Annotated in this window: 21 protein-coding genes; 10 read left to right on the top strand and 11 right to left on the bottom strand. The window is 65.5% G+C overall.

The features are described from left to right. Positions 1-4 precede the first annotated feature (4 nt). Complete coding sequence (locus tag I5R65_RS10390) at positions 5-301, top strand: FmdB family zinc ribbon protein (RefSeq protein WP_180669325.1); 297 nt, start codon at positions 5-7, stop codon at positions 299-301. Positions 302-330: 29 nt separating this feature from the next. Here the strand turns inward: I5R65_RS10390 and I5R65_RS10385 are convergent, their stop codons facing one another. Both I5R65_RS10385 and I5R65_RS10380 read right to left on the bottom strand, forming a co-directional pair. After that, on the bottom strand, positions 331-567 hold the full coding sequence (locus tag I5R65_RS10385) for a hypothetical protein (protein WP_180669327.1): 237 nt from the start codon (positions 565-567) through the stop codon (positions 331-333). A gap of 10 nt (positions 568-577) precedes the next feature. After that, positions 578-1,450 carry an HDOD domain-containing protein gene (locus tag I5R65_RS10380; RefSeq protein WP_180669329.1) on the bottom strand — a complete coding sequence of 291 codons (873 nt, stop codon included), beginning with the start codon at positions 1,448-1,450 and terminating at the stop codon, positions 578-580. Positions 1,451-1,610: 160 nt separating this feature from the next. On the opposite strand from I5R65_RS10380, the gene I5R65_RS10375 reads away from it, so the two are divergent. Further along, positions 1,611-4,121 carry a DUF3141 domain-containing protein gene (locus I5R65_RS10375; RefSeq protein ID WP_180669330.1) on the top strand — a complete coding sequence of 837 codons (2,511 nt, stop codon included), beginning with the start codon at positions 1,611-1,613 and terminating at the stop codon, positions 4,119-4,121. 19 nt (positions 4,122-4,140) lie between these two features. On the opposite strand, the gene phnX is transcribed toward I5R65_RS10375, so the two are convergent. The 5 genes from phnX to phnD are packed head-to-tail and all read right to left on the bottom strand — an operon-like array spanning position 4,141 to position 8,705. Next, complete coding sequence (gene phnX, locus I5R65_RS10370; RefSeq protein ID WP_180669332.1) at positions 4,141-4,968, bottom strand: phosphonoacetaldehyde hydrolase; 828 nt, start codon at positions 4,966-4,968, stop codon at positions 4,141-4,143. Between the two features lie 55 nt (positions 4,969-5,023). Next, a complete protein-coding gene (gene psrA / locus I5R65_RS10365; protein WP_180669334.1) occupies positions 5,024-6,121 on the bottom strand; it encodes an iron-containing alcohol dehydrogenase PsrA in 1,098 nt (365 codons plus the stop codon). A gap of 52 nt (positions 6,122-6,173) precedes the next feature. Beyond that, entirely contained in the window at positions 6,174-7,031 is an 858-nt protein-coding gene (phnE, locus tag I5R65_RS10360) for a phosphonate ABC transporter, permease protein PhnE (RefSeq protein WP_180669336.1), read from the bottom strand. A 1-nt stretch (position 7,032) separates the two neighbouring features. Next, positions 7,033-7,842 carry a phosphonate ABC transporter ATP-binding protein gene (gene phnC, locus I5R65_RS10355; RefSeq protein WP_180669338.1) on the bottom strand — a complete coding sequence of 270 codons (810 nt, stop codon included), beginning with the start codon at positions 7,840-7,842 and terminating at the stop codon, positions 7,033-7,035. Then, positions 7,839-8,705: a phosphonate ABC transporter substrate-binding protein gene (phnD, locus tag I5R65_RS10350; RefSeq protein ID WP_180669339.1), complete on the bottom strand. Its 867-nt coding sequence runs from the start codon at positions 8,703-8,705 to the stop codon at positions 7,839-7,841. The genes phnC and phnD overlap by 4 nt, the downstream gene beginning before the upstream one ends. Before the next feature lie 174 nt (positions 8,706-8,879). Between phnD and I5R65_RS10345 the strand changes: the two genes are divergently transcribed. The 4 genes from I5R65_RS10345 (at position 8,880) to I5R65_RS10330 (ending at position 11,053) form a co-directional block, all read left to right on the top strand. Beyond that, positions 8,880-9,740, top strand: coding sequence for a LysR substrate-binding domain-containing protein (locus tag I5R65_RS10345; RefSeq protein WP_180669341.1), 861 nt, complete (start codon positions 8,880-8,882; stop codon positions 9,738-9,740). A gap of 74 nt (positions 9,741-9,814) precedes the next feature. Beyond that, the gene (locus I5R65_RS10340) at positions 9,815-10,117 is read left to right on the top strand and encodes a Dabb family protein (protein WP_180669343.1); all 303 of its coding nucleotides are present in this window, start codon (positions 9,815-9,817) and stop codon (positions 10,115-10,117) included. 10 nt (positions 10,118-10,127) lie between these two features. Further along, positions 10,128-10,562, top strand: coding sequence for a PaaI family thioesterase (locus I5R65_RS10335; protein ID WP_180669345.1), 435 nt, complete (start codon positions 10,128-10,130; stop codon positions 10,560-10,562). Between the two features lie 62 nt (positions 10,563-10,624). After that, positions 10,625-11,053: a GNAT family N-acetyltransferase gene (locus I5R65_RS10330; protein WP_180669347.1), complete on the top strand. Its 429-nt coding sequence runs from the start codon at positions 10,625-10,627 to the stop codon at positions 11,051-11,053. A gap of 17 nt (positions 11,054-11,070) precedes the next feature. Here I5R65_RS10330 and I5R65_RS10325 read toward each other — a convergent pair whose 3' ends face one another. Continuing rightward, on the bottom strand, positions 11,071-12,648 hold the full coding sequence (locus I5R65_RS10325; protein ID WP_180669349.1) for a methyl-accepting chemotaxis protein: 1,578 nt from the start codon (positions 12,646-12,648) through the stop codon (positions 11,071-11,073). 297 nt (positions 12,649-12,945) lie between these two features. Here I5R65_RS10325 and I5R65_RS10320 point away from each other — a divergent pair, with 297 nt between their 5' ends. Continuing rightward, positions 12,946-14,271: a dicarboxylate/amino acid:cation symporter gene (locus I5R65_RS10320; RefSeq protein WP_180669351.1), complete on the top strand. Its 1,326-nt coding sequence runs from the start codon at positions 12,946-12,948 to the stop codon at positions 14,269-14,271. Positions 14,272-14,647: 376 nt separating this feature from the next. Here the strand turns inward: I5R65_RS10320 and I5R65_RS10315 are convergent, their stop codons facing one another. From I5R65_RS10315 to I5R65_RS10305, 3 genes are read right to left on the bottom strand one after another with little or no spacing between them, the layout of a single operon-like run. Then, the gene (locus I5R65_RS10315; protein ID WP_180669353.1) at positions 14,648-15,496 is read right to left on the bottom strand and encodes an NRDE family protein; all 849 of its coding nucleotides are present in this window, start codon (positions 15,494-15,496) and stop codon (positions 14,648-14,650) included. Further along, entirely contained in the window at positions 15,487-15,786 is a 300-nt protein-coding gene (locus tag I5R65_RS10310) for a DUF4936 family protein (RefSeq protein WP_180669355.1), read from the bottom strand. Before I5R65_RS10310 ends, I5R65_RS10315 begins: the two co-directional genes overlap by 10 nt. A 34-nt stretch (positions 15,787-15,820) precedes the next feature. Beyond that, positions 15,821-16,885 (bottom strand): folate-binding protein YgfZ, encoded by a 1,065-nt coding sequence (locus I5R65_RS10305; protein WP_180669357.1) that lies wholly within the window; start codon positions 16,883-16,885, stop codon positions 15,821-15,823. Positions 16,886-17,038: 153 nt separating this feature from the next. On the opposite strand from I5R65_RS10305, the gene mltG reads away from it, so the two are divergent. Genes mltG through I5R65_RS10290 form a run of 3 tightly spaced genes read left to right on the top strand, consistent with a single transcriptional unit; the run spans position 17,039 to position 19,718 of the window. Further along, complete coding sequence (gene mltG / locus I5R65_RS10300) at positions 17,039-18,019, top strand: endolytic transglycosylase MltG (protein WP_180669359.1); 981 nt, start codon at positions 17,039-17,041, stop codon at positions 18,017-18,019. A 42-nt stretch (positions 18,020-18,061) separates the two neighbouring features. Further along, entirely contained in the window at positions 18,062-18,670 is a 609-nt protein-coding gene (gene tmk / locus I5R65_RS10295; protein ID WP_180669361.1) for a dTMP kinase, read from the top strand. A 10-nt stretch (positions 18,671-18,680) separates the two neighbouring features. Beyond that, positions 18,681-19,718, top strand: coding sequence for a DNA polymerase III subunit delta' (locus I5R65_RS10290; protein ID WP_180669363.1), 1,038 nt, complete (start codon positions 18,681-18,683; stop codon positions 19,716-19,718).

Raw genomic sequence — 19,718 nt, 5'->3', positions numbered from 1 at the left:
GGACATGCCCTTGTACGACATTCGTTGCAGCCATTGCGACGGCATCTTCGAACGACTGATTCCCCTGCAGGCCTTGCATGGCGACACCAGCTGTCCCTATTGCAAGCAAGCGACGGCGGCGGCACCCATGCTCACCGGCGGCCATGTGGGCTTGCAGGTCAAACAGCGCTGGCAACCGCGCAACGGGGCCGAACAACTGGCCGGTCAGGGGGCCACCGGCCCCGGTACCCATGCCGGGGCGGGGCGCAGCAGCGTGCTGCACAACTGCAAGGGACATAGCTGCAGCATCTGTGCGACCTGATGTCGCTGCAGGCTGCCGCCCGAAGCGGGTCAGCCGAGCCAATGCGCCATCAGGATCAGCAGCGCTACCGTGGCCAGCAAGCCCAGCAGGGTGACCAGGTCGACGTCCTGCACCTGGTGGCGCCAGTGTTCGCCGCGCAGCGGCATCAGGCGCGGGTAGCGGCCCAGCGTGACCAGCTTGAGCAGGCCGCAGCCGATGGCGTAGAAGACGGCATTGAAGGCCAGATGGCGTAGCAGGCCCAGCACCAGGCCGATGAAGGTCTCCATGGTGACGGCCTTATTCCAGCATGGCATCCAGCCCGGCCGACAGCTCGCTGAAGGAGGGCATGGCGCGCTCGGCCTGATCGGGAGCATGTTTCACCAGCACCGGGCGCCACGCCGCGTCCACGCCCAGTTTTTTGGCCAGCGCAGCGGGATAGCTGGCCAGGGCCGCCGCATCCTCCAGCGCAAGTACCTCGACGCGGGCCGCCCAGGCACCCAGGTGGACCCAGGCGGCGGCGCGCTCCAGGCGGCCGGCAGCCAGGGGATCGGGAGTGCTGCGCAGGGCATTGGTCATGGCGTCGGGGAAGTGCCAGAGGGTGGCCAGTTCGGCCGAGACATCGGCGTAGTGGAAGCCCCAGGCGGCTTTCTCACGCTCGGCGCGGTCGTCGTCGAGCACATTGCATTGCTTGTCCAGGGGCGCTACCGCTGCTGCGGCCACGGCATGCAGTTGCAACTGGCCGATGCCATGCATCATGGCGACCGTGAAGACGGCGTCGCCATTGTCTTCACCGGCATGGCCGGCGTGCATGGCCAGCCAGCGGGAGGCGACGGCGGTATAGAGGGTATGCAGCCAGAACTGGTGCAGGTCCATGCCGCGCGTGTTCTTGAAGGCGGCCACCATGCCGTTGCCCAGCACCAGATTGCGCACCATGATGAAACCCAGCATACGCAGCGCGTCGTCGACCGTGCCGATGGTGCGCGAGGCGTGGAAGAAGGCCGAATTGGCCAGCCGCAGCACCTTGGCGGTGAGCGCCGGATCGGCGGCGATCTGCTGGGCGATGTCCTGAGCCGAGACATCCTCGGCATTGAAACTGGCCATCAGTTGCTGCACCACCTTGGGAATGGTCGGCAACTTGCCGGGCTGGTCCACCAGGCTCTTGAGCTCCATGAGAATTCCTCCACGCAATGATTTTGTTGTGCCGGCTGGGCCAAAGCAGGGAAAAGCGGTTTTATTGTCTCAGAGATCGGACGATTTGCTTTCACCTTTCTCCGTATCATGGACTGGTTAGCTCCGTTTCATTCCCCTGACCCCCGCTGGGAGCGAGTCCATGGCAAGTCGCAAGAACGCTGAATCCCTCCACCCTGATGCCGCCACCGGTGCTGCAGCCGGCCCTGCCGCCGCGCCAGCCCTGGCCTGGGGCGATGTGCAGGCGTATGTGGAGGATTGCGTGCAGCGCAGTTTCCTCTTCCTCGATACCCTGCTGGACCGGGGCAACGATTACCTGGAACACCTGGAGCAGGGCACGCCGCCGCTGCTGAAGTTCGACCATACCCTGGTGCTGGACGGAAAGGACCTGCCGGCACCCTGCAACTACGCCTTGCTATTGCTGCAACCGCCGCCGGAGCTGCCGGTCGATCCTGCGGCGCGACCGGTGGTGGTGGTCGATCCCCGGGCCGGGCATGGCCCTGGGATTGGCGGCTTCAAGTTCGATTCCGAGGTGGGCATGGCGATGAAGGCCGGGCATCCGGTCTATTTCGTGACCTTCCGGCCGGAGCCGGAGGATGGCCAGACCCTGGTCACTGTGATGGAGGCCGAGGCGCGCTTCCTGGAGGAGGTGATCCGCCGTCATCCGCAATGTGCCGCCAAGCCGGTGGTGATCGGCAATTGCCAGGCCGGTTGGGCCATGATGACGCTGGACGCGGTACGGCCGGAACTGTTCGGCCCGCTGATGATGGTGGGCGCGCCCGCTTCCTACTGGGCCGGCAGTTCCACCTTGAATCCCATGCGCTACAGCGGCGCCACGCTGGGCGGTACCTGGCTGGCCTCGCTGGCGGCCGATCTCGGGGCGGACCGCTTCGATGGCGCCAGCCTGGTGGAGAATTTTGAGAAGCTCAACCCGGCCAATACCTTCTGGAACAAGTATTACAACCTGTGGGCCGGGGTCGATCAGGAGGCGCCGCGCTTCCTGGAGTTCGAACGCTGGTGGGGCGGCTTCTTCCGCATGACCGGGGCCGAGATCGAGGCCATCACCGAAAACCTGTTCGTCGGCAACAAGCTGGCGCGGGGTGAGCTGGAGGTGCGCGGCAAGGCGGTCAGCCTGCGCGATATCGTGGCGCCCATCGTGGTCTTCGCCTCCTGGGGCGACAACATCACGCCGCCGCCGCAGGCCCTGAACTGGATCATCGATACCTGGGGCGACGAGCGCGCCATCGCCGCCGCCGGGCGCACCATCATCTACGTGCTGCACGAGAGCGTGGGGCACCTGGGCATCTTCGTGGGCGGATCGGTGGCGCTCAAGGAACACGACCAGCTGGTGAGCTCACTGGACGTGATCGAAAGCCTGCCGCCGGGCCTCTACGAGATGAAGCTGGAGCGCAAGGACGGCCAGCAGGCCCAGCGCTGGGACGCGCTGGAGCCGGGCGACTATACCGTGCAATACCAGCACCGCACCATGGACGATCTGCGCCGGCTCAATCCCGAGGGGCGCGAGGAGGAATCCGTCTTCTCGACGGTGAGCCAGTGGTCTCAGATCAATGCGCAGTTCTACAAGACCTGGGTACGCCCCTGGGTGCGCATGACGGCCACCCGCGAAAGCGCCAATACGTTGATGCGCCTGAACCCGTTGCGCATGCAGCGCCAACTGTTTTCGGATGCGCATCCGGCGGCGTCGTTCATCCGCCAGCAGGCGGCGCAGGCGCGGGCCCGGCGGGTGCAGCTGGATGCCCAGCATCCGCTGAAGCGCTACGAGCAGCGCATGGCGCAGAAGATCACCGATGAACTCAATGCCTGGCGCGACCAGCGGGACGCCCGCACGGTACGCATGACGCGCCAGGTGTTCGGTCCCAATGGACTGGGCGCCGTATTGCCGCCACGCGAGGCCGATGCCGAGGTGGCGCAGCGCTGGGCGCAGGAAGAACTGGGACGCTACCGTACTGCCGTCATCGAGGACATCGCCAACGGTGGCTTTGCCGAGGCGGTGTGCCGCATCGTCATCTCGGGAATGATCTCGGTGGGCGTGTTCGAGCGGCGCAGTCTGCGCCTGGCGCGCCTGCTGGCACAATTGCCGGGCATGCATGCCAGCGTGTCGCCGCAGACCAACTGGGTGCAGCTGCTGAAGGAGCAGGCACGCGTGACCGCCGTGGCGCCGGTGGAAGCCCTGAATGCCCTGCAGCAGATGCTGCCCGACCGCGCCAGCCGCGAACGGGCGTTGGCCTTGTCGGCGGCGGTGATGATGATCGAGCCGACGCTGGCCAACCCGCGTTCGGAAATCATCGAGCTGCTGATCGGCACCCTTGATGTCGATCCCGGCAAGGTGATCGCGCTGGCGCGCAAGCTGACAACGGCCCTCGGCGAGACCGGTGATGAGATCACGGTGGATGCCGATGCGGATGCCGGGGCCATTGCGCCGCCACGCAAGGCCGCCAGGGCGCCGCGCAAGAGCAACCGTACTGTTCAGGCAACCACGCCGACTACGGCAGCCAGGACGGCAAAGACGGCCAAGACGGCGACCGCTGCCCAGGCCGCCAAGCCAGCGGCCAAGACCACTGCTCCCAAGCGCAGCGCAGCGCCGAAGAAGGCTGCCGCCGCCAGCCCCCGGTCGCGCAAGCCGCGCAGCTGAACCAGGGGCTTCGCGGGCTTCAGGGGCGCTCGCCGCTGGCCAGGCGGGCGCGGATGTGGGCCACCACCTCCGGCAGCGTCGCCACCGAATCGATCACATAGTGGGCGCCGGCTGCGCGCAGGCGCGCTTCGGCCTGTTGCTTCAAACGCGTCACTTCCTCCGCCGGCCGGGCGAGCAGTTCTGCCTGGGTGAGTCCCACTTCATTGCCTGACAGCGAGACTCCCACGCTCCACATGCCGGCGCGCAGACCTTCCTCGATACCGGGTACGGTGTCGTCTACCTTGATGCAGCCGGCGACGTCATCGATCTTCAGCGCCAGCATGTTGGCCAGCGCCATGTAAGGGCCGGGGCGGCCACCGGCCTGCAGTTCGTCGCCGGCCACCACGTGGTTCGGGCGGATACCCTGTTCGGCTGCCAGCGGCAGCAGCACGTCCAGCACCTGACGTGGATAGCCGGAACAGGAGCCGATCTTGAGTCCCTGACCACGCAACCAGGCCAGCACCTGCGCCGCGCCCTCGATGGGCTGCGAATACTGGCCGACCTTGGCGATCTGCATGGGCATGAAATGGGCATAGATGGCGTCGACATCGGCATCGCTGGCGGGCCGGCCGGCGTGGCGCTGCCATTGGGCGGCGATGTCGGCGTCGTCCAGCAGCACCCGGATGTGCTGCCACTTGGACAAGCCCATCGGGCCGCGTGCCTGTTGCAGGGTGATGTCGATGTCGAAGCTCTTGAAGGCGTCCACGAAGATCTGGGTCGGCGCCAGGGAGCCGAAGTCGACCAGCGTGCCGGCCCAGTCGAAGATGACGGCTTGCAGGTTGCGGCCGGGCTGTGGGGTGGTGTGCATGAATATTCTCCTTGTCGGATGGCGGTGTGCAGTGTTGGGTGGGCTATCGTGCTGATCAGGGCGCGGCCGCGATGAAGTTGCGCCCGCGTGGACCTTGCAGGGCCTGCTGCAGGGCGGCGTCCCAGCGCTCGCCTTCACCCAGGCCATAGCGGGCCGGGTCGGTGGACACGCCCAGCGCTTCCAGGAAGGCGGTGAGCCGGGCCACGGCCTGGTGGGCGTCGCCGGCGTCGAAGATCTCCAGCAGCAGCGCATCCACGGCCGGATCGCGGCCCAGCGCCAGGCGCAGGATGTGCGGCAGCGAGAACGAGCAGGCGATGCCGTGGACCACCCCTTGCCGCAGCGTGATGTCATAGGACAGCGAGTGCGCCAGGGCGGTGCGGGTATTGGAAAAGGCCAGGCCGGCCTGCAGCGCCGCCAGCGCCATCTGCTCGCGCAGGGCCAGTGCGTCGGGCTGGCGCATGAGGGCCGGCAATGTGGCGAGGATGCTGCGCGCGGCACTGGCCGCCAGGGTCGAGGAGACCGGATTGCGGTGCCGGTTCCAGATCGCCTCCAGGGCGTGCGACAGCGCGTCCAGGGCGCTGGCCAGCGTGGCGGCCGGGGGCAGGCTGCGCATCAGTTCGGCATCGATGAGGGCGGCCTCGGGCCAAGTCCAGGGACGATGCAGCGAATACTTGTGGCCGCCGGCGGCATCCCAGAGGGTGGCCCAGGGCGTGACTTCGCTGCCGGTACCGGCGGTGGTGGGAATGGCGATGAGCGTCTTGATGCGGGCGGGGTCGGGCCGGAAGGCGCTGTCCTGGCGCAGATGGGTGAGCAGTTCCGCGAAGCGGCCCGAGGGCGTGGGCGCCAGCATGGCCTTGGCGCAGTCGATGACGCTGCCACCGCCCAGCGCGATCAGGCAGGGGACGTCAGGGTGCTGTTGCCACAGGCGCTCGTGCATGGCGCCCAGCCAGGCGACGTCGGGATTGGGTTGGACGTTGTTTTCGATGGCCACCAGTTGCGGGCCGAGCAGCCCGGCGATGGCCTGCTCCAGTCCCAGCGCGGCGGCTTCGGGGAAGGTGATCAGGACGGCGCGCCGGCCAGCCAGCAATTGCGGCAGGGTGGCGAGGCTGCCGGCGCCGGCATGGATGGCGACCGGGTTATGGAAATTCCACATGAGTCTGTTCTCGGGGTTCTCGGTGTTCGATGGGGAGCTCAGGGCTCAGGGCTTAATGCGTGCTGCCATCCTGGATCAGGCGCCGCAGGTGGCTGGAGAGCGCATCGGCGGCCACCACCATCAGGGTCACCACGACGATGCAGGTGGCGGTGTCCTGGTACTTGAACAGCTTGAGGCTGTTGACCAGTTCGAAGCCGAGGCCGCCGGCTCCGACCATGCCCAGCACGGTGGCCTGGCGCAGGTTGACCTCGAAGCGGTAGAGCACGGTGGCGATCCAGGCCGTGGCGACCTGCGGCAGTACGCCGAAGATGATCACCTGCAGCGGCCTGGCCCCGGTGGCGCGCAGTGCTTCCAGCGGACCCTGGTCGATTTCCTCGATGCTTTCGGCGAAGAATTTGCCGACCATGCCCACGCCGTGTACGGCCAGTGCCAGCACGCCCGGGAAGGGGCCCAGCCCCACCGCCGAGACGAACACCAGCGCCAGGATCAGTTCATTGATGCTGCGGGTGACGTTGAGGCCCTGGCGCACCAGGGCATGCAGGGTACGGTTCGGATTGAGGTTGCGCGCTGCCAGCAGGGCCACCGGCACGGCGCCGAGCACGCCCAGCAAGGTTCCCCACAGCGCGATCTGCAGGGTCTCGATGGCCGGAGCCAGCAGCGCCGGCAGCAAGGACCAGTTGGGCGGGAAGGAGCGGGCCAGGAAGTCGCCGATCTGCGGCAGGCCATTGGCCAGTTCGCTCCACGACAGTTGCGTGCCCTGGGCGCTCCAGCCGAGCAGCCAGGCGATCAGCGCCACCAGGGCGGCGTAGCCCAGCCAGGCGCGCAGCGTCTGCGGACGGGGGCCGGTCCAGAGATAGCCGGGGGCGGCCGAAGAAGGGGAGGCGGAGGGAGAGGAGGAGGGACTGTTCATGTCAGGTTCCTTGGATCGCCGGTGCAAGGCTGGTGGCAGCGGTGGCGGTGGCGTGGGAAGCCGGGTGCGGCACGTGACCGGGGCTGGCATAGATGCGGTCCAGGTGATGCTGGTCCAGCGCCGTGCCGGGGCCGTCGAAGACCAGCTCGCCACCGGACAGGCCGATGATGCGGTCGCCGAATTCGCGGGCGTAGTCCACCTGGTGCAGGTTGCAGACCACGGTGATACCCAGCTCGCGCGAGGCGGCACGCAGATAGTGCAGCACCAGGCGCGAGGTTTTTGGGTCCAGGCTGGCCACCGGTTCATCGGCCAGGATCACCTGCGGCTGCTGGGCCAGGGCACGAGCGATGCCGACCCGCTGGCGCTGGCCGCCGGAGAGGGCATCGGTACGCTGGTGGGCCTTGTGTTCCAGTTCCACGCGGCGCAGGCAGTCCATGGCCAGGGCCACGTCCTGGCGGCTGAACAGTTGCAGGATCGAAGACCAGCTCGGGACCTGGCCGAGGCGGCCGGTCAGGGTGTTCTTCAGTACCGACAGGCGCGGCACCACATTGTGATGCTGGAAGATCATCGCCACCTGGCGGCGCAACTGGCGGACCTGGCGGGCGCGCGGATCGGTGGCGTCGAAGCCGGCGATCCGGAGTTCACCCGAACTGGGCTGGACCAGACCGTTCATGCAGCGCAGCAGGGTGGACTTGCCGGCCCCGGACGGGCCCAGCACCACCAGGAACTGGCCGGCCGGCACGTCCAGGTCGATCCCGCGCAGCACGGCATGGCTGCCGTAGTGCTTGGCGAGGGCGCGGAGCTGGATCATTTCATGGCCTTCAGGTCCAGGTTGAGGATCTTGGCGGTCTCGCGCACCACGTCGTAGGCGCCGTCGGTGGTGGGGACGAAGCCGTTCAGGACGCCCTGGTCACCCCATTTCACGTCCTTGATGTTGGCGAAGGCGGCGGCGATCTTCTGTTTCAGGGCCGGGTCCAGGTCGCGGCGCCAGACCATGGGCGACTCGGGGATGTCGGGCGAGGTCCAGACCACATTCAGGTCCGATTGCTGGACCACGCCCTTGGCCACGGCGGCCGCCAGGATGCGGTCGGCCACGGCGGCGGCATCGACCTTCTTGTTGGCCACGGCCAGGATGCTGGCGTCATGCGAGCCGGAGAAGATCACCCGGGAAAAATACTTGTTGGGATCGATATTGAGTTTTTGCAGGCCGGCGCTGGGAAACAGGTGGCCGGAGGCCGAGGACGGGTCAACGAAGGCCATGGTGCGGCCCTTCAGCTGTTCCACGCTCTGCAGGCCGCTGTCCTTGCGGGTGATGATCAGGCTCTTGTAGAAGCTGCGGCCGCTCTTCTTGGTCTCGGCCACGGCGAAGGCTTCGACATTGGCCACCGAGCTGGCCAGCACGTAGGAGAAGGGTCCGAGGTAGGCCACGTCCAGCTTGCGCGAGCGCAGCGCCTCGATGATGCCGTTGTAGTCGGTGGCGATGAAGGGCTTGACCGGCATGCCCAGCTGCTGCTGCAGGCTGTCGATGACGGTCTTGCTGTTTTCCAGCATGGCCTGCGCGTCTTCGGCCGGGATCAGGCCCACGGTCAGGGGCTGGGCGGCGCGCACCGGCTGGCTCAGCAGGAGGGAGGTCAGGGCGCCCAGGCACAGGGCGAGCAGGGAACGTCGTTGCATGGTGGATCCTTGTCGTGGGCGTCCGACGGTGGACGCAGTGGGTGATCGGCGGCGCAGTGTCGGGCGAGTTGGTCGGGCCGGTACTGACAGGAAGGGAGCTTACGGGGGCTTTATGACGGCCCTATTATCGATATAATCGTTAAAATTCGACGAAGCTATTGATTGAGGCTATAGATGACTCCTTCACAACTGCGCGCCTTCCTCGCCGTGGCCCGCCATCGCGGTTTTTCGGCGGCGGCCCGGGCCTTGGGCGTGAGCCAGCCGACCCTGACCACCCAGGTGCAATCGCTGGAGCGCGAACACAATGTGGAACTGTTCTTCCGGCGAGGCCGGCGGGTCGACCTGTCGGAAACGGCGCAGCGCCTGTTGCCGATCGCGCAGAACATTGCCGAGCTGGAGCTGGACGCGCTGAACCTGCTGGTCAATTCCGGGGCGCTGCATGTGGGGCATCTGCGCATTGGCGCGGTCGGGCCGTTCCACGTGATCGAGATGGTGGACGCCTACCGCGCCCGTTATCCGCAGGTCGAACTGTCGATCAAGCTGGGCAACTCGGCACAGTCACTGGCCGATCTGGAGAACTACGTGACCGATGTCGCGGTGCTGGCCAGCGTGACCGACGATGCGCGATTCCATGCTCTGCCCTATGCCGATCACGCTGTAGTGCTGTTTGCCCATCAGAATCATCCCTTCTACCAGCGCGAGACGGTCGCGCTGGCCGAGCTGGAGCAGCAGCCGATGCTCATGCGCGAACGGGGCTCGACCACCCGGCTGGCGCTGGAAAAGGTGTTGCAGCAGGCCGGCGTGAAGCCCCGCGTGGTGATGGAGATCGGCAGCCGCGAGGCCCTGCGCGAGGCGGTGGCACGCGGCCTGGGGTTGGCGGCGGTGTCGGAGGCGGAGTTCATTCCCGACGAGCGTTTCCGCATGGTGCGCATCGCGGGCGACCCGGTGAGCACCCACACCTATGTCTATTGCCTGGCCGAGCGCCGGGAAGGGCGGCTGGTCGGGTCCTTCATGAAGATCGCCGCGCGTGGCTGACGGGGTGCCGGTCGTGGTCGGCGCTTTCGCTTATCATTGCGATTTATCCCATTTTCGACCAAGGAAGACCGACCGTGATCAAGCATATCGTGATGTGGAAACTGAAGGACCACGCAGAAGGCGCTGACAAAGCCACCAACCTGCTGAAGATGAAGCAATTGCTGGACAGCTGTGCCGACGTCGTACCGGGTATCCTGAAGTTCGAAGCGGTATTGGCGCAACCGGGTCTGGAAGCCAGCTATGACGTGGTGCTGTATTCGGAGTTCGAATCCAAGGCGGCGCTGGATGCCTACCAGGACCATCCCGACCATATCGCCATCAAGCCCTTCATCGGTGCCGTGCGCGAGGCGCGCCAGTGCATGGATTACGAGATCTGAGGCCGCTGCAATGAGTCTGCCGTTGACCGAGGTCTTCCCGCAAGGTAATCCCTACCTGCATGCACTGGGCGTGGAGGTGCTGGAATATGGCGACGACCGCGCCGTGATGTCGCTGCTTCTCAAGCCGGAATTCATGAACAGCTGGCAGGTGGCGCAGGGCGGCATCTCGATGACCCTGCTGGACGTGGCCATGGGCCTGTCGGCGAGAGCCGGCGTACCGGACGCCAAGTCCTCGGCGACCGTCGAGATGAGCACCAGCTTCCTGCAGCCGGCCGGTCATGCCGGCGAGACCATCGTGGCGCGCGGCCATACCTACCATCGCTCCACCACCATGTGCTTCTGCCAGGCCGAACTGTGGAATGGCGAGCGCCTGGTGGCCAAGGCCATGGGCACCTTCAAGCTGATCCGCCGCCTGGATATTTCCAGGAAGCTGGATCACGAGTGAGCCGTCATTCACCCGTAGGGCCTCATGGCGTTTCCGTTTCAACCCTCAGCAGGAATTCCCGCATGAAAATCACCGTAGGCAGTTGGGAAGCGCTGCGCGCACACGCCCAGCCTATCCGCTTCGAAGTCTTTGTCGATGAACAGAAGGTGCCAGCCGAGATCGAGCTGGACGAGATGGACCCGCTGTGCGTGCATGCGGTGGCCTATGACGAGGCCGGCCAGCCGCTGGCCACCGGTCGCCTGCTGCCGGACGGCCACATCGGCCGCATGGCGGTGCGCAAGGGCGGGCGCGGCCAGGGCGTGGGCGGAGCGGTGTTGCAGGCGTTGATCCAGGCAGCGCGCGAGCGCGGTGACGGCGAGGTGATCCTCAATGCGCAGATCCATGCCGAGGGCTTCTACAATGCCCACGGCTTTGCCCGTGAGGGTGATGCGTTCATGGAAGCCGGCATCCCCCACATCACCATGCGGGCCAGCCTGCGCCAGCAGGCCTAGCCGTCAGGGCCGACGTTTCAGGCCGGCCGCACGCGGGCCGGCGGCTTGCCGTCTTCCAGTCTGAAATAACACAGCTGGGCGCCCAGTTCGCGCGCCCGTTCGGCCACCACTTCGGCGGTGGAGGCCAGTTCTTCCGAGGCGGCCGCATTGCGCTGCGTGGTGTCGTTGAGCTGCGCGACGGCGGCGCCGATTTCCTGTACCCCTTCTTCCTGCATGCGCGAGGACAGCGTGATCTGGTTGATCTGCTGCGAGGCTTCGCGGATTCCCTGCAGGGTGCCTTGGGCCAGGCGCTGGCTGGTTTCCTCGGCCATGTCCACGCTTTCCTGTGCAATCACGCTGATTTCGTGGGCGCTGCCCTGGCTGCGCTCGGCCAGCTTGCGGATTTCTGCGGCCACCACCGAGAAGCCGCGCCCGTGCTCGCCGGCACGGGCGGCTTCGATGGCCGCATTCAGGGCCAGCAGGTTGGTCTGGTAGGCGATGTCGTCGATCACCCCGACCTGGCGCGCGATGCCGCGCATGGCAGCCACCGTGGTCTGTACCGCTGCGCCGCTCTTGTCGGCGTCGGCCGCGGCGGCCAGCGCGATCTGGTCGGTGCGGCGGGCGTGTTCGCCGGTCTGCTGGATGGCCAGGCTCATGCTGGCGATGGCACTGTGGACTTCTTCCACCGCTGCCGCCTGTTCGCTGGAGGCGCCCGCCAGGGCGTGCGCGGTGGCGTTGAGCTGGCGTGACGAGTCGCCCAGCGACTGGGTCGATAGGGTGACGCTGCGCATGATCTCGGTGAGCCGTTCGCGCATGGTGTGCATGGCGTAGAGCAGGCTGCCACGGTCGTTGCGGCGCAGGCGCACCGCCACGCCGAGGTTGCCGTCGGCGATCTGGCGCACGATGTCGGCGGCGTAATCCGGTTCGCCCCCGAGCTGGCGGCGCAGGCTGATGATGATCCACAGCGCCAGGGCAATGCCCACGATCAGGGCCATGCAGGCGATTTCCAGGTTGTGGCGGCGCAGTTCGCTGTATTCCCGCAGGGCATTGTCATAGGCGCCGCGGGTCATGGTTTCCTGCAGGCGACCGAGGGTGGCCAGTTGCGTGGCCAGGGCCGCCAGGCGCGGTGTGAGCTGGGTCCAGCTGCGGTTGGCCTGCAATACCTGGGTGCTGGCGATCAGTTCGATGACCTGGTTGCGTTCCTGCAGATAGATTTTCCAGCTTTGCTCGAAGCGGGCGGCCTCGGTGATTTCCTCAGGGGTCAGGCGGGTGGCGCGGTAGGCCTGCCAGCCCTGGTCGAAACTGGCGTCCAGGCCGGCCAGGCGGCCCAGCCACTGCTTGATCTGTTCGTTGCCGCTGACGCCGTCGGGCCCCGGTTCGGTCGGCACGTTGGCCATCATCAGGGCGCGTCCCATGACGTCGCGATTCATGTACAAGGCATCGCGCACCCGGGCGATGTGGATCAGCGCCATGGTCCGGTCTTCATAGACATAACGCAGCTTGTCGTTGCTGGAGGCCATCCCCAGCATGTCGCGCCAGGCCAGGAGGACCACGCTTCCGCACAGTACCGCTACCAGAATCCCGAGGCGGGCGGTGACCGTCAATTTTCGTCGCACGATATTTTCCTTGTGAGTGCCCGTGAGCTTTCTTTCAGTTCAGGGCAGACTATAGCGAATACTGTTGCAATACAGAATGAAGAAAAGAGCAGTTTGAACAGCTGTTTACTGAAGTTATGTGGTTTCCCACAATACCAGCCCCGGAGCGACTGCGAGATACTTGCGGCCGAACCGGGGAGGGGGAGTTCTCCCGGATAGATAAAACAAGCAAAAGCCCGAACGGACGACGATCCGGCAACGGCAGGCGGCGGGTCCCTATGGACCGGCTGATATTCGATGTTTCTTGGAGAAATCATAATGACGGCGCAAAAACCGCCCCTTTACAAGTCGCTTTATTTCCAGGTTCTGGTCGCCATTGTGATTGGCGTCCTGCTGGGCCATTTCTACCCATCCACGGGTGAAGCCATGAAGCCGCTCGGCGACGGCTTCGTCAAACTGATCAAGATGATCATCGCACCGGTGATCTTCTGTACCGTCGTCATCGGCATTGCCGGCATGGAAGACATGAAGAAGGTCGGCAAGACCGGCGGCCTGGCACTGCTGTATTTCGAAGTCGTCAGCACGGTGGCGCTGATCATCGGCCTGCTGCTGGTGAACTTCCTGCAGCCTGGCGTGGGCATGAACGTCGATCCGGCGGCGCTTGATACCAAGAGCATTGCGGCCTATACCGCGCCGGGCAAGATGGGTTCGGTGACCGAGTTCGTCCTGGGCATCATCCCCACCAGCATGGTGGATGCCTTTGCCAAGGGTGACGTGCTGCAGGTGTTGCTGGTGGCGGTGCTGTTCGGCTTCGCCCTGCACAAGTTCGGCGGCCGCGGCACGCTGGTGTTCGACTTCATCGAGAAGATCTCGCACGTGCTGTTCTCGGTGGTGGGCGCGATCATGAAGGTAGCCCCGATCGGTGCCTTCGGTGCGATGTCCTTCACCATCGGCAAGTACGGCGTGGGTTCGCTGTTCTCGCTGGCCAAGCTGATGGGTACCTTCTACCTGACCTGCCTGCTGTTCATCTTCGTGGTGCTGGGGATCATTACCCGCCTGCACGGCTTCTCGATCTGGAAGTTCGTCAAGTACATCAAGGAAGAACTGCTGATCGTGCTGGGCACCTCTTCCTCGGAATCGGTGCTGCCGCGCATGCTGGCCAAGATGGAAAATGCCGGCGCCAAGAAGACCGTGGTGGGTCTGGTGATCCCGACCGGTTACTCCTTCAACCTGGACGGCACCGCGATCTACCTGACCATGGCGGCCGTGTTCATCGCCCAGGCCACCAACACGCCCATGACCTTCGTGCAGGAACTGACGCTGCTGGGCGTGCTGCTGCTGACCTCCAAGGGCGCGGCGGGTATCACCGGTTCCGGCTTCATCGTGCTGGCGGCGACGCTGTCGGCGGTGGGCCACGTGCCGGTGGCCGGCCTGGCGCTGATCCTGGGTATCGACCGCTTCATGTCCGAAGCGCGTGCCCTGACCAACACCATCGGCAACGGCGTGGCGACCCTGGTGGTGGCCAAGTGGAGTGGCGAGCTCGATAGCGAGCGCCTGACCAAGGTCTTGAACAACGAGACCGTGGAAGAGGCGCAGGCACCGGAAGCGGTGCTGGACCGCAACGAAGCCAAGATGCATCACTAAGTCACCACAGCGGGAGTCGCTCCCGCCAGGCTGGCCTGATCGGCCCCATCCCCGCGCCTTGCCTGGCGTGGTGGTGGGGCCGATGTGTTTTTGGGTGGCGGAAATGGCGGAATCGGGTTAGGTCCGGGATCGGCGGGAACAGTGGATGCAGTCCACCGTCTTGGGGAGGTTTGTACCTCTTGCTACGGGCAGGCCGGGTACAGGCGAAAAAAAAGCCCACGACCTTGCGGTGTGGGCTTGAATCCAATTCTTTAGGAGGAAATTGGAGGAGACAGGTGTAACTTTACTGCTCCGCATCAAATCAGGCCAATTTATCTTCCAAATATCAGATATACACTTTGGTTATTTCACGTGGGCAAGGAATGAGGGCCCTGGGTCAGGCGCTGTGCGGCTTTGCGCCAGGCTGGTCGCCGCCGGGTGAAGCATCTTGCACCTTGGGCTTGCAGGGGATACGGCAGGCCTTGTCGGTAGCGGCCTCGCCGCTATATTGCATCGCCATAGGATCGACCACGTGTTCGGTCAGGACCGGTTCGCCGACGATGGGTACGCGCAGGACCGTGGAGCAGCGGGTGCCATAGTCGGGCGAACGGATGAAGATGGGCGAGAGCATGCGCTCCTTTTCCAGGCCGATGCCGGTGTCGGGCAGGCGGCAGTCGTTGGCGCGGGTGCCGTCGGTGAGCATCTCGAAGAAGGTCTCTTCCGGCGCGCCCTGGCACAGCAGGCTGGCGAATTGCGCCTTGGCGCGGGTGAGCTTGGGCCAGGGGGTGTCGAGCAGGGCATTGGAGACACCATAGACGCCGTATTCCAGCGGCTGGCCATTGCGGGGATCTTCGCTGCCGCGATTGGAATACCACAGCATGGTCTCGGGGTTGCCCAAGAGGAGGTTGAAGCCGTTGTATTGCTGGGCGCGGGGCTCGATCTGGCGCAGGTAGTCCTGCGGCGTCATGTCGCCGGCCAGGTAGTCGGCCACCAGTTGGCCCCGGGTGGGGGCATCCGTTCGTCGCTCGGAGGGGGCGCGCACGTTGGTCAGGGCGGCAAAACGGCCATCGCGGGTCACGCCCAGCCAGGTGCCGCCGCCTTGCAGGTCACGGCCGGCATAGACCTGGGGATGATCGTTCCACCAGGCGGCGTCGGCCGCCGGACGGGCGTAGAATTCGTCGCGATTGGCGGCCAGGATCAGCGGCATGCCGGGGATGACTTTCCAGGCGAAGATGATCAGGCACATGGGGCGATATCCTCGAACTGTTCTACGTGACGCGCACCGCTGATGAGGGGCAGCGCACCAGCCTCGGTCAGGGCCTGCTCCAGGGCGTGGGTGAATCCCTCGGCATCGGTGTCGGCGATGCCCGGGTAGATTTCCATCCAGGTCTGCAGGCCGTCTTGTTCGCCAGGGCGGCGCTTGAGTGCGCCGGCCACTTGCTGGCGTGTCTGCAGGGTGGTCTGCACGCTCTGGATCTTGCCCAGCAGCGCGGGCGCATGGGCGCTGGCGACCCGGTAGTAGATGTAGAGGTCCATGGTGAGTCCCTATGGCTTGAACGCTTGGCGCCGCTTATTGCGGATCGGCCAGCACATAGGGCAGGTCGTGGAAATGCAGGGCCGGGCCTTCGGCTGCGCCCAGATGGACGGCATCCGCGGCGGCGGTCAGTTTCATTTCCACCAGGGCCAGCGCGTGATCCTGGTCCAGCGGTTCGGCATTGACCACCATGCCGCAGGGCTGGCCAGGATCGGCGGCGGCAAAGACCTCGTCGCCGGCTCGGGCGCTGGCGCTGGCGATGGTGGCCAGCATGGTGCGGCGCTTGAGCTTGCCCAGGTACTGGCTGCGGGCCACGATTTCCTGACCGGGGTAGCAGCCTTTCTTGAAATTGACGCCGCCGATCAGTTCGAAATTGATCATCTGCGGTACGAACTGCTCCTGCGTGGCGGCGAGGATGCCGGGTACACCGGCGCGGATGTCGGACAGGCGCCAGGCCAGGGTGGCGGTGGGCTTAAGGTGCTGCACCAGCTTCGGCCAGGCGGTGCTCAGGGTGTCAACGGCGGCAATCCATTGATAGCGCGGGCTGCCGCCGGCATCGGCCATGCGGATCAGGGTGCCATGGCTGTTGTCGAGCTTGTCATAGGGGGCGGCCGGCAAGACCGGGAACCACTCGGCCAGGGCGTTGGCGCTGGCCGGTCCGACCAGGCCCAGCACGGCGCGCTCGGCGCTGACGTCGGCCAGCTTGGCCTTGGCGCGCAGGATGAACATCTGCAGGCGCTTCTGGATGGCCGGCTGCAGCGTGCGCGGCAGCTGCAGGAAGATGCCGGCTTCATCGCGCCACATCAGCAGGGTGGCCAGCAGTCGGCCCTTGGGCGAGCAATAGCCGGCCAGGCGGGCGGCATCGGCGGTGAGGTGCTGCACATCATTGGTGAGCTGGCCGTGCAGGAAGGCGGCGGCTTCTTCGCCGGTGGCCGCGATCAGGCCCAGGTCGGTCAGAGGGGCCACGAAACTTTCCAGGCTCTGCGGCGCGGCGGCAGCAGGGCCGAAGCCGAGGACGTCCTGGCCCTGATCGTCAAACTGGGCGCCTTGCTGCGCGAGGAAGTCGCGCCAGGCGGTAGGCGATGCGGTGATGTCTGTCATAGGAAATCTTTTACGGATTACGTCGGATTACGTCTTGCCGGGGTGAAGTCCCCGGCAAATTAGGCAACTGTCGTGCCAGCGATTATCATTGATGCCTCGATTATAGTGATCTCCGAAAAATCGCGTCGGAACTACAGGGATTTCGCATCAGGTATGAAGAAGTTATTGGCAACATTGTTCGTGCTGGCCGCGCTGGTGGCCGGTGCCGGCCTCTACTGGACCAAGCAGCCCATCGTGGCGGCCAATGGTCAGTTGATCGCCTTCACCATCACGCCGGGGGCGGGCGTATCGGGGGCTGCCCAGCAGATTGCGGCGGCCGGGGTGCCGCTCAATCCTGACCTGTTCACGCTCTATGCGCGCCTGTCCGGCGAGGGCGGCCGCATCAAGGCCGGCAGCTACGAGATCAAGCCCGGTTACACCCCGCAGCGGCTGCTGCTGCAACTGGTGCGCGGCGAGTTCGCGCAGGAGGCGCTGACCGTCATCGAGGGCTGGACTTTCAAGCAGATGCGCCGTGCCATCGCCGACCAGCCCGCGCTGAAGCACGATACCGCCGGCTGGACCGACCAGCAGATCCTGGCCAAGCTGACCAACGAATACACCTATCCGGAAGGCCTGTTCTTCCCTGATACCTATCTCTTCGCCAAGGGCGCCAGCGATATGCAGGTCTACAAGCAGGCCTTCGCGCTGATGAGCAAGAAGCTCAACGAAGCCTGGGCGCGGCGCGATCTGTCGCTGCCGTATCGCACGCCCTATGAGGCGCTGGTGATGGCGTCCATCGTGGAAAAGGAGACCGGGCAGAAATCCGAGCGCGGCATGGTGGCCGGGGTGTTCGTCAACCGCTTGCGTACCGGCATGCTGCTGCAGACCGATCCGACCGTGATCTATGGCATGGGCGAACGTTACCAGGGCAAGATCCGCAAGGTCGACCTGCTGACCGATACGCCCTATAACACCTATACCCGTGCCGGCCTGCCGCCCACGCCCATTGCCTTGCCGGGCGCAGCCTCGCTGGCGGCCGCGCTGAACCCGGACAAGACCGAGGCCTTATACTTCGTGGCGCGGGGGGATGGCACCAGCCATTTCTCCAGCAACCTGAACGAGCACAACCAGGCCGTCAACCGCTACCAGCGTTGATGCGCCTTTCTTTTCACCGATTCATTCTGTAGCGATACCTTCATGGCATCAGGCAAATTCATTACCTTCGAAGGCATCGACGGCGCCGGCAAGTCGACCCATATTCCCTTCGTCACCGAGCTGCTGCGCGCGCGCGGCCTGACGGTGGTGGCCACCCGCGAGCCGGGTGGCACCGAACTGGGTGAGCGCCTGCGCGAACTGGTCCTGCATCATCCCATGCACCTGGAAACCGAGGCCCTGCTGATGTTTGCCTCGCGGCGCGAACACCTGGCGCAGGTGATTGCCCCGGCGCTGGAACGCGGCGAGTGGGTGATTTCCGACCGCTTCACCGATGCCACCTTCGCCTATCAGGGCGGTGGCCGCAAGCTGGCGCTGGACAAGCTGGAGCGCCTGGAGCAGTGGGTGCATCCGCATCTGCAACCGGACCTGACGCTGCTCTTCGACGTGCCGCTGGAAGTGGCACGCGCGCGCCTGGATGCGGAACGTACGCTGGACAAGTTCGAGCAGGAAAAGGCGGACTTCTTCGCCAACACCCGCGCCGAATACCTGCGCCGCGCCGCGCAATTCCCGCAGCGTTTCCGCATTGTCGATTCCACCCGTCCGATCCCGGTGATCCAGGACGAATTGCGCGCCATCGTGGCCGCACTGTGAGGGGCGCCGCATGTCCGTGACTTCGACCGATCCCTTGCTGCCCTGGCAGGGCGAGAGCTGGCGTCAGCTGCAGCAGTTGCGCGAGCGCCTGCCGCATGCGCTGCTGTTCTATGGCGCGGCCGGCACCGGCAAGACCCGCTTCGTGGAGGCCTTCGCCAAGTCGCTGCTGTGCGAGTCGCCTACGCCCGAGGCGCATGCCTGCGGCGTCTGCCCGTCCTGCAACTGGTTTTCGCAATCCAATCATCCGGACTATCGCCGGGTGCGTCCCGAGATGTTGGAGGATGAGCCCGGCGAGGACGAAAGTGGCGAGGAAAAGAAGACCGCCAAGGCCAGCAAGGCGCCCTCCAAGGACATCAAGATCGACCAGATCCGTGCGCTGGCCGATTTCATGAACGTTTCCACCCACCGTTCCGGCCTGCGGGTGGTGATGCTGTATCCGGCCGAGGCGCTCAATACGGCCGCAGCCAATGCCTTGCTCAAGACGCTGGAAGAGCCGCCGCCGGGGACCATGTTCCTGCTGCTGTCCAATCGTCTGGACCGGTTGCTGCCGACCATTCTCTCGCGTTGCCGCAAGTTTGCCCTGACCGCGCCGGGCCACGACGAGGCGCTGGCCTGGCTCAAACAGCAGGGCGTCAAGGATGCCGATGCCTGGCTGGCCGAGCAGGGTGGTGCGCCGCTGGCGGCGCTGGAGGCGGCACAGGGCGAAGGGCGCGAGGCGCTCGACGAGCTGCTGCGGCAACTGGCCCAGCCTGGCGTGGATGGCGCCCTGCGTGCCGCCGACAAGTTGCAGAAGACGCCCGCCGCCGAGCTGGTGGGCTGGGTGCAGCGCTGGCTCTATGATCTGCTGTCGCTGAAATCGGCCGGGGTGGTGCGCTATTACCCGCGCTACGGCAAGGAACTGGGGCGGCTGGCCGAACGGGTCGATGCGCTGGCCCTGTCCAAGGCGCTGCGTGGCATGGGTGACCGTCGCGCCATCGCCGATCATCCCTTGTCGGCCAAGCTGTTCATCGAGGAAATGCTGATCGATTACGCGCGGTTGTTCGACTGA

The sequence above is a fragment of the Herbaspirillum sp. AP02 genome (genome assembly GCF_015767275.1).
GTDB lineage: Bacteria > Pseudomonadota > Gammaproteobacteria > Burkholderiales > Burkholderiaceae_D > Herbaspirillum.
Note: the sequence above shows the minus strand (reverse complement) of the source record. Positions and strands in the feature narration are given on the sequence as shown.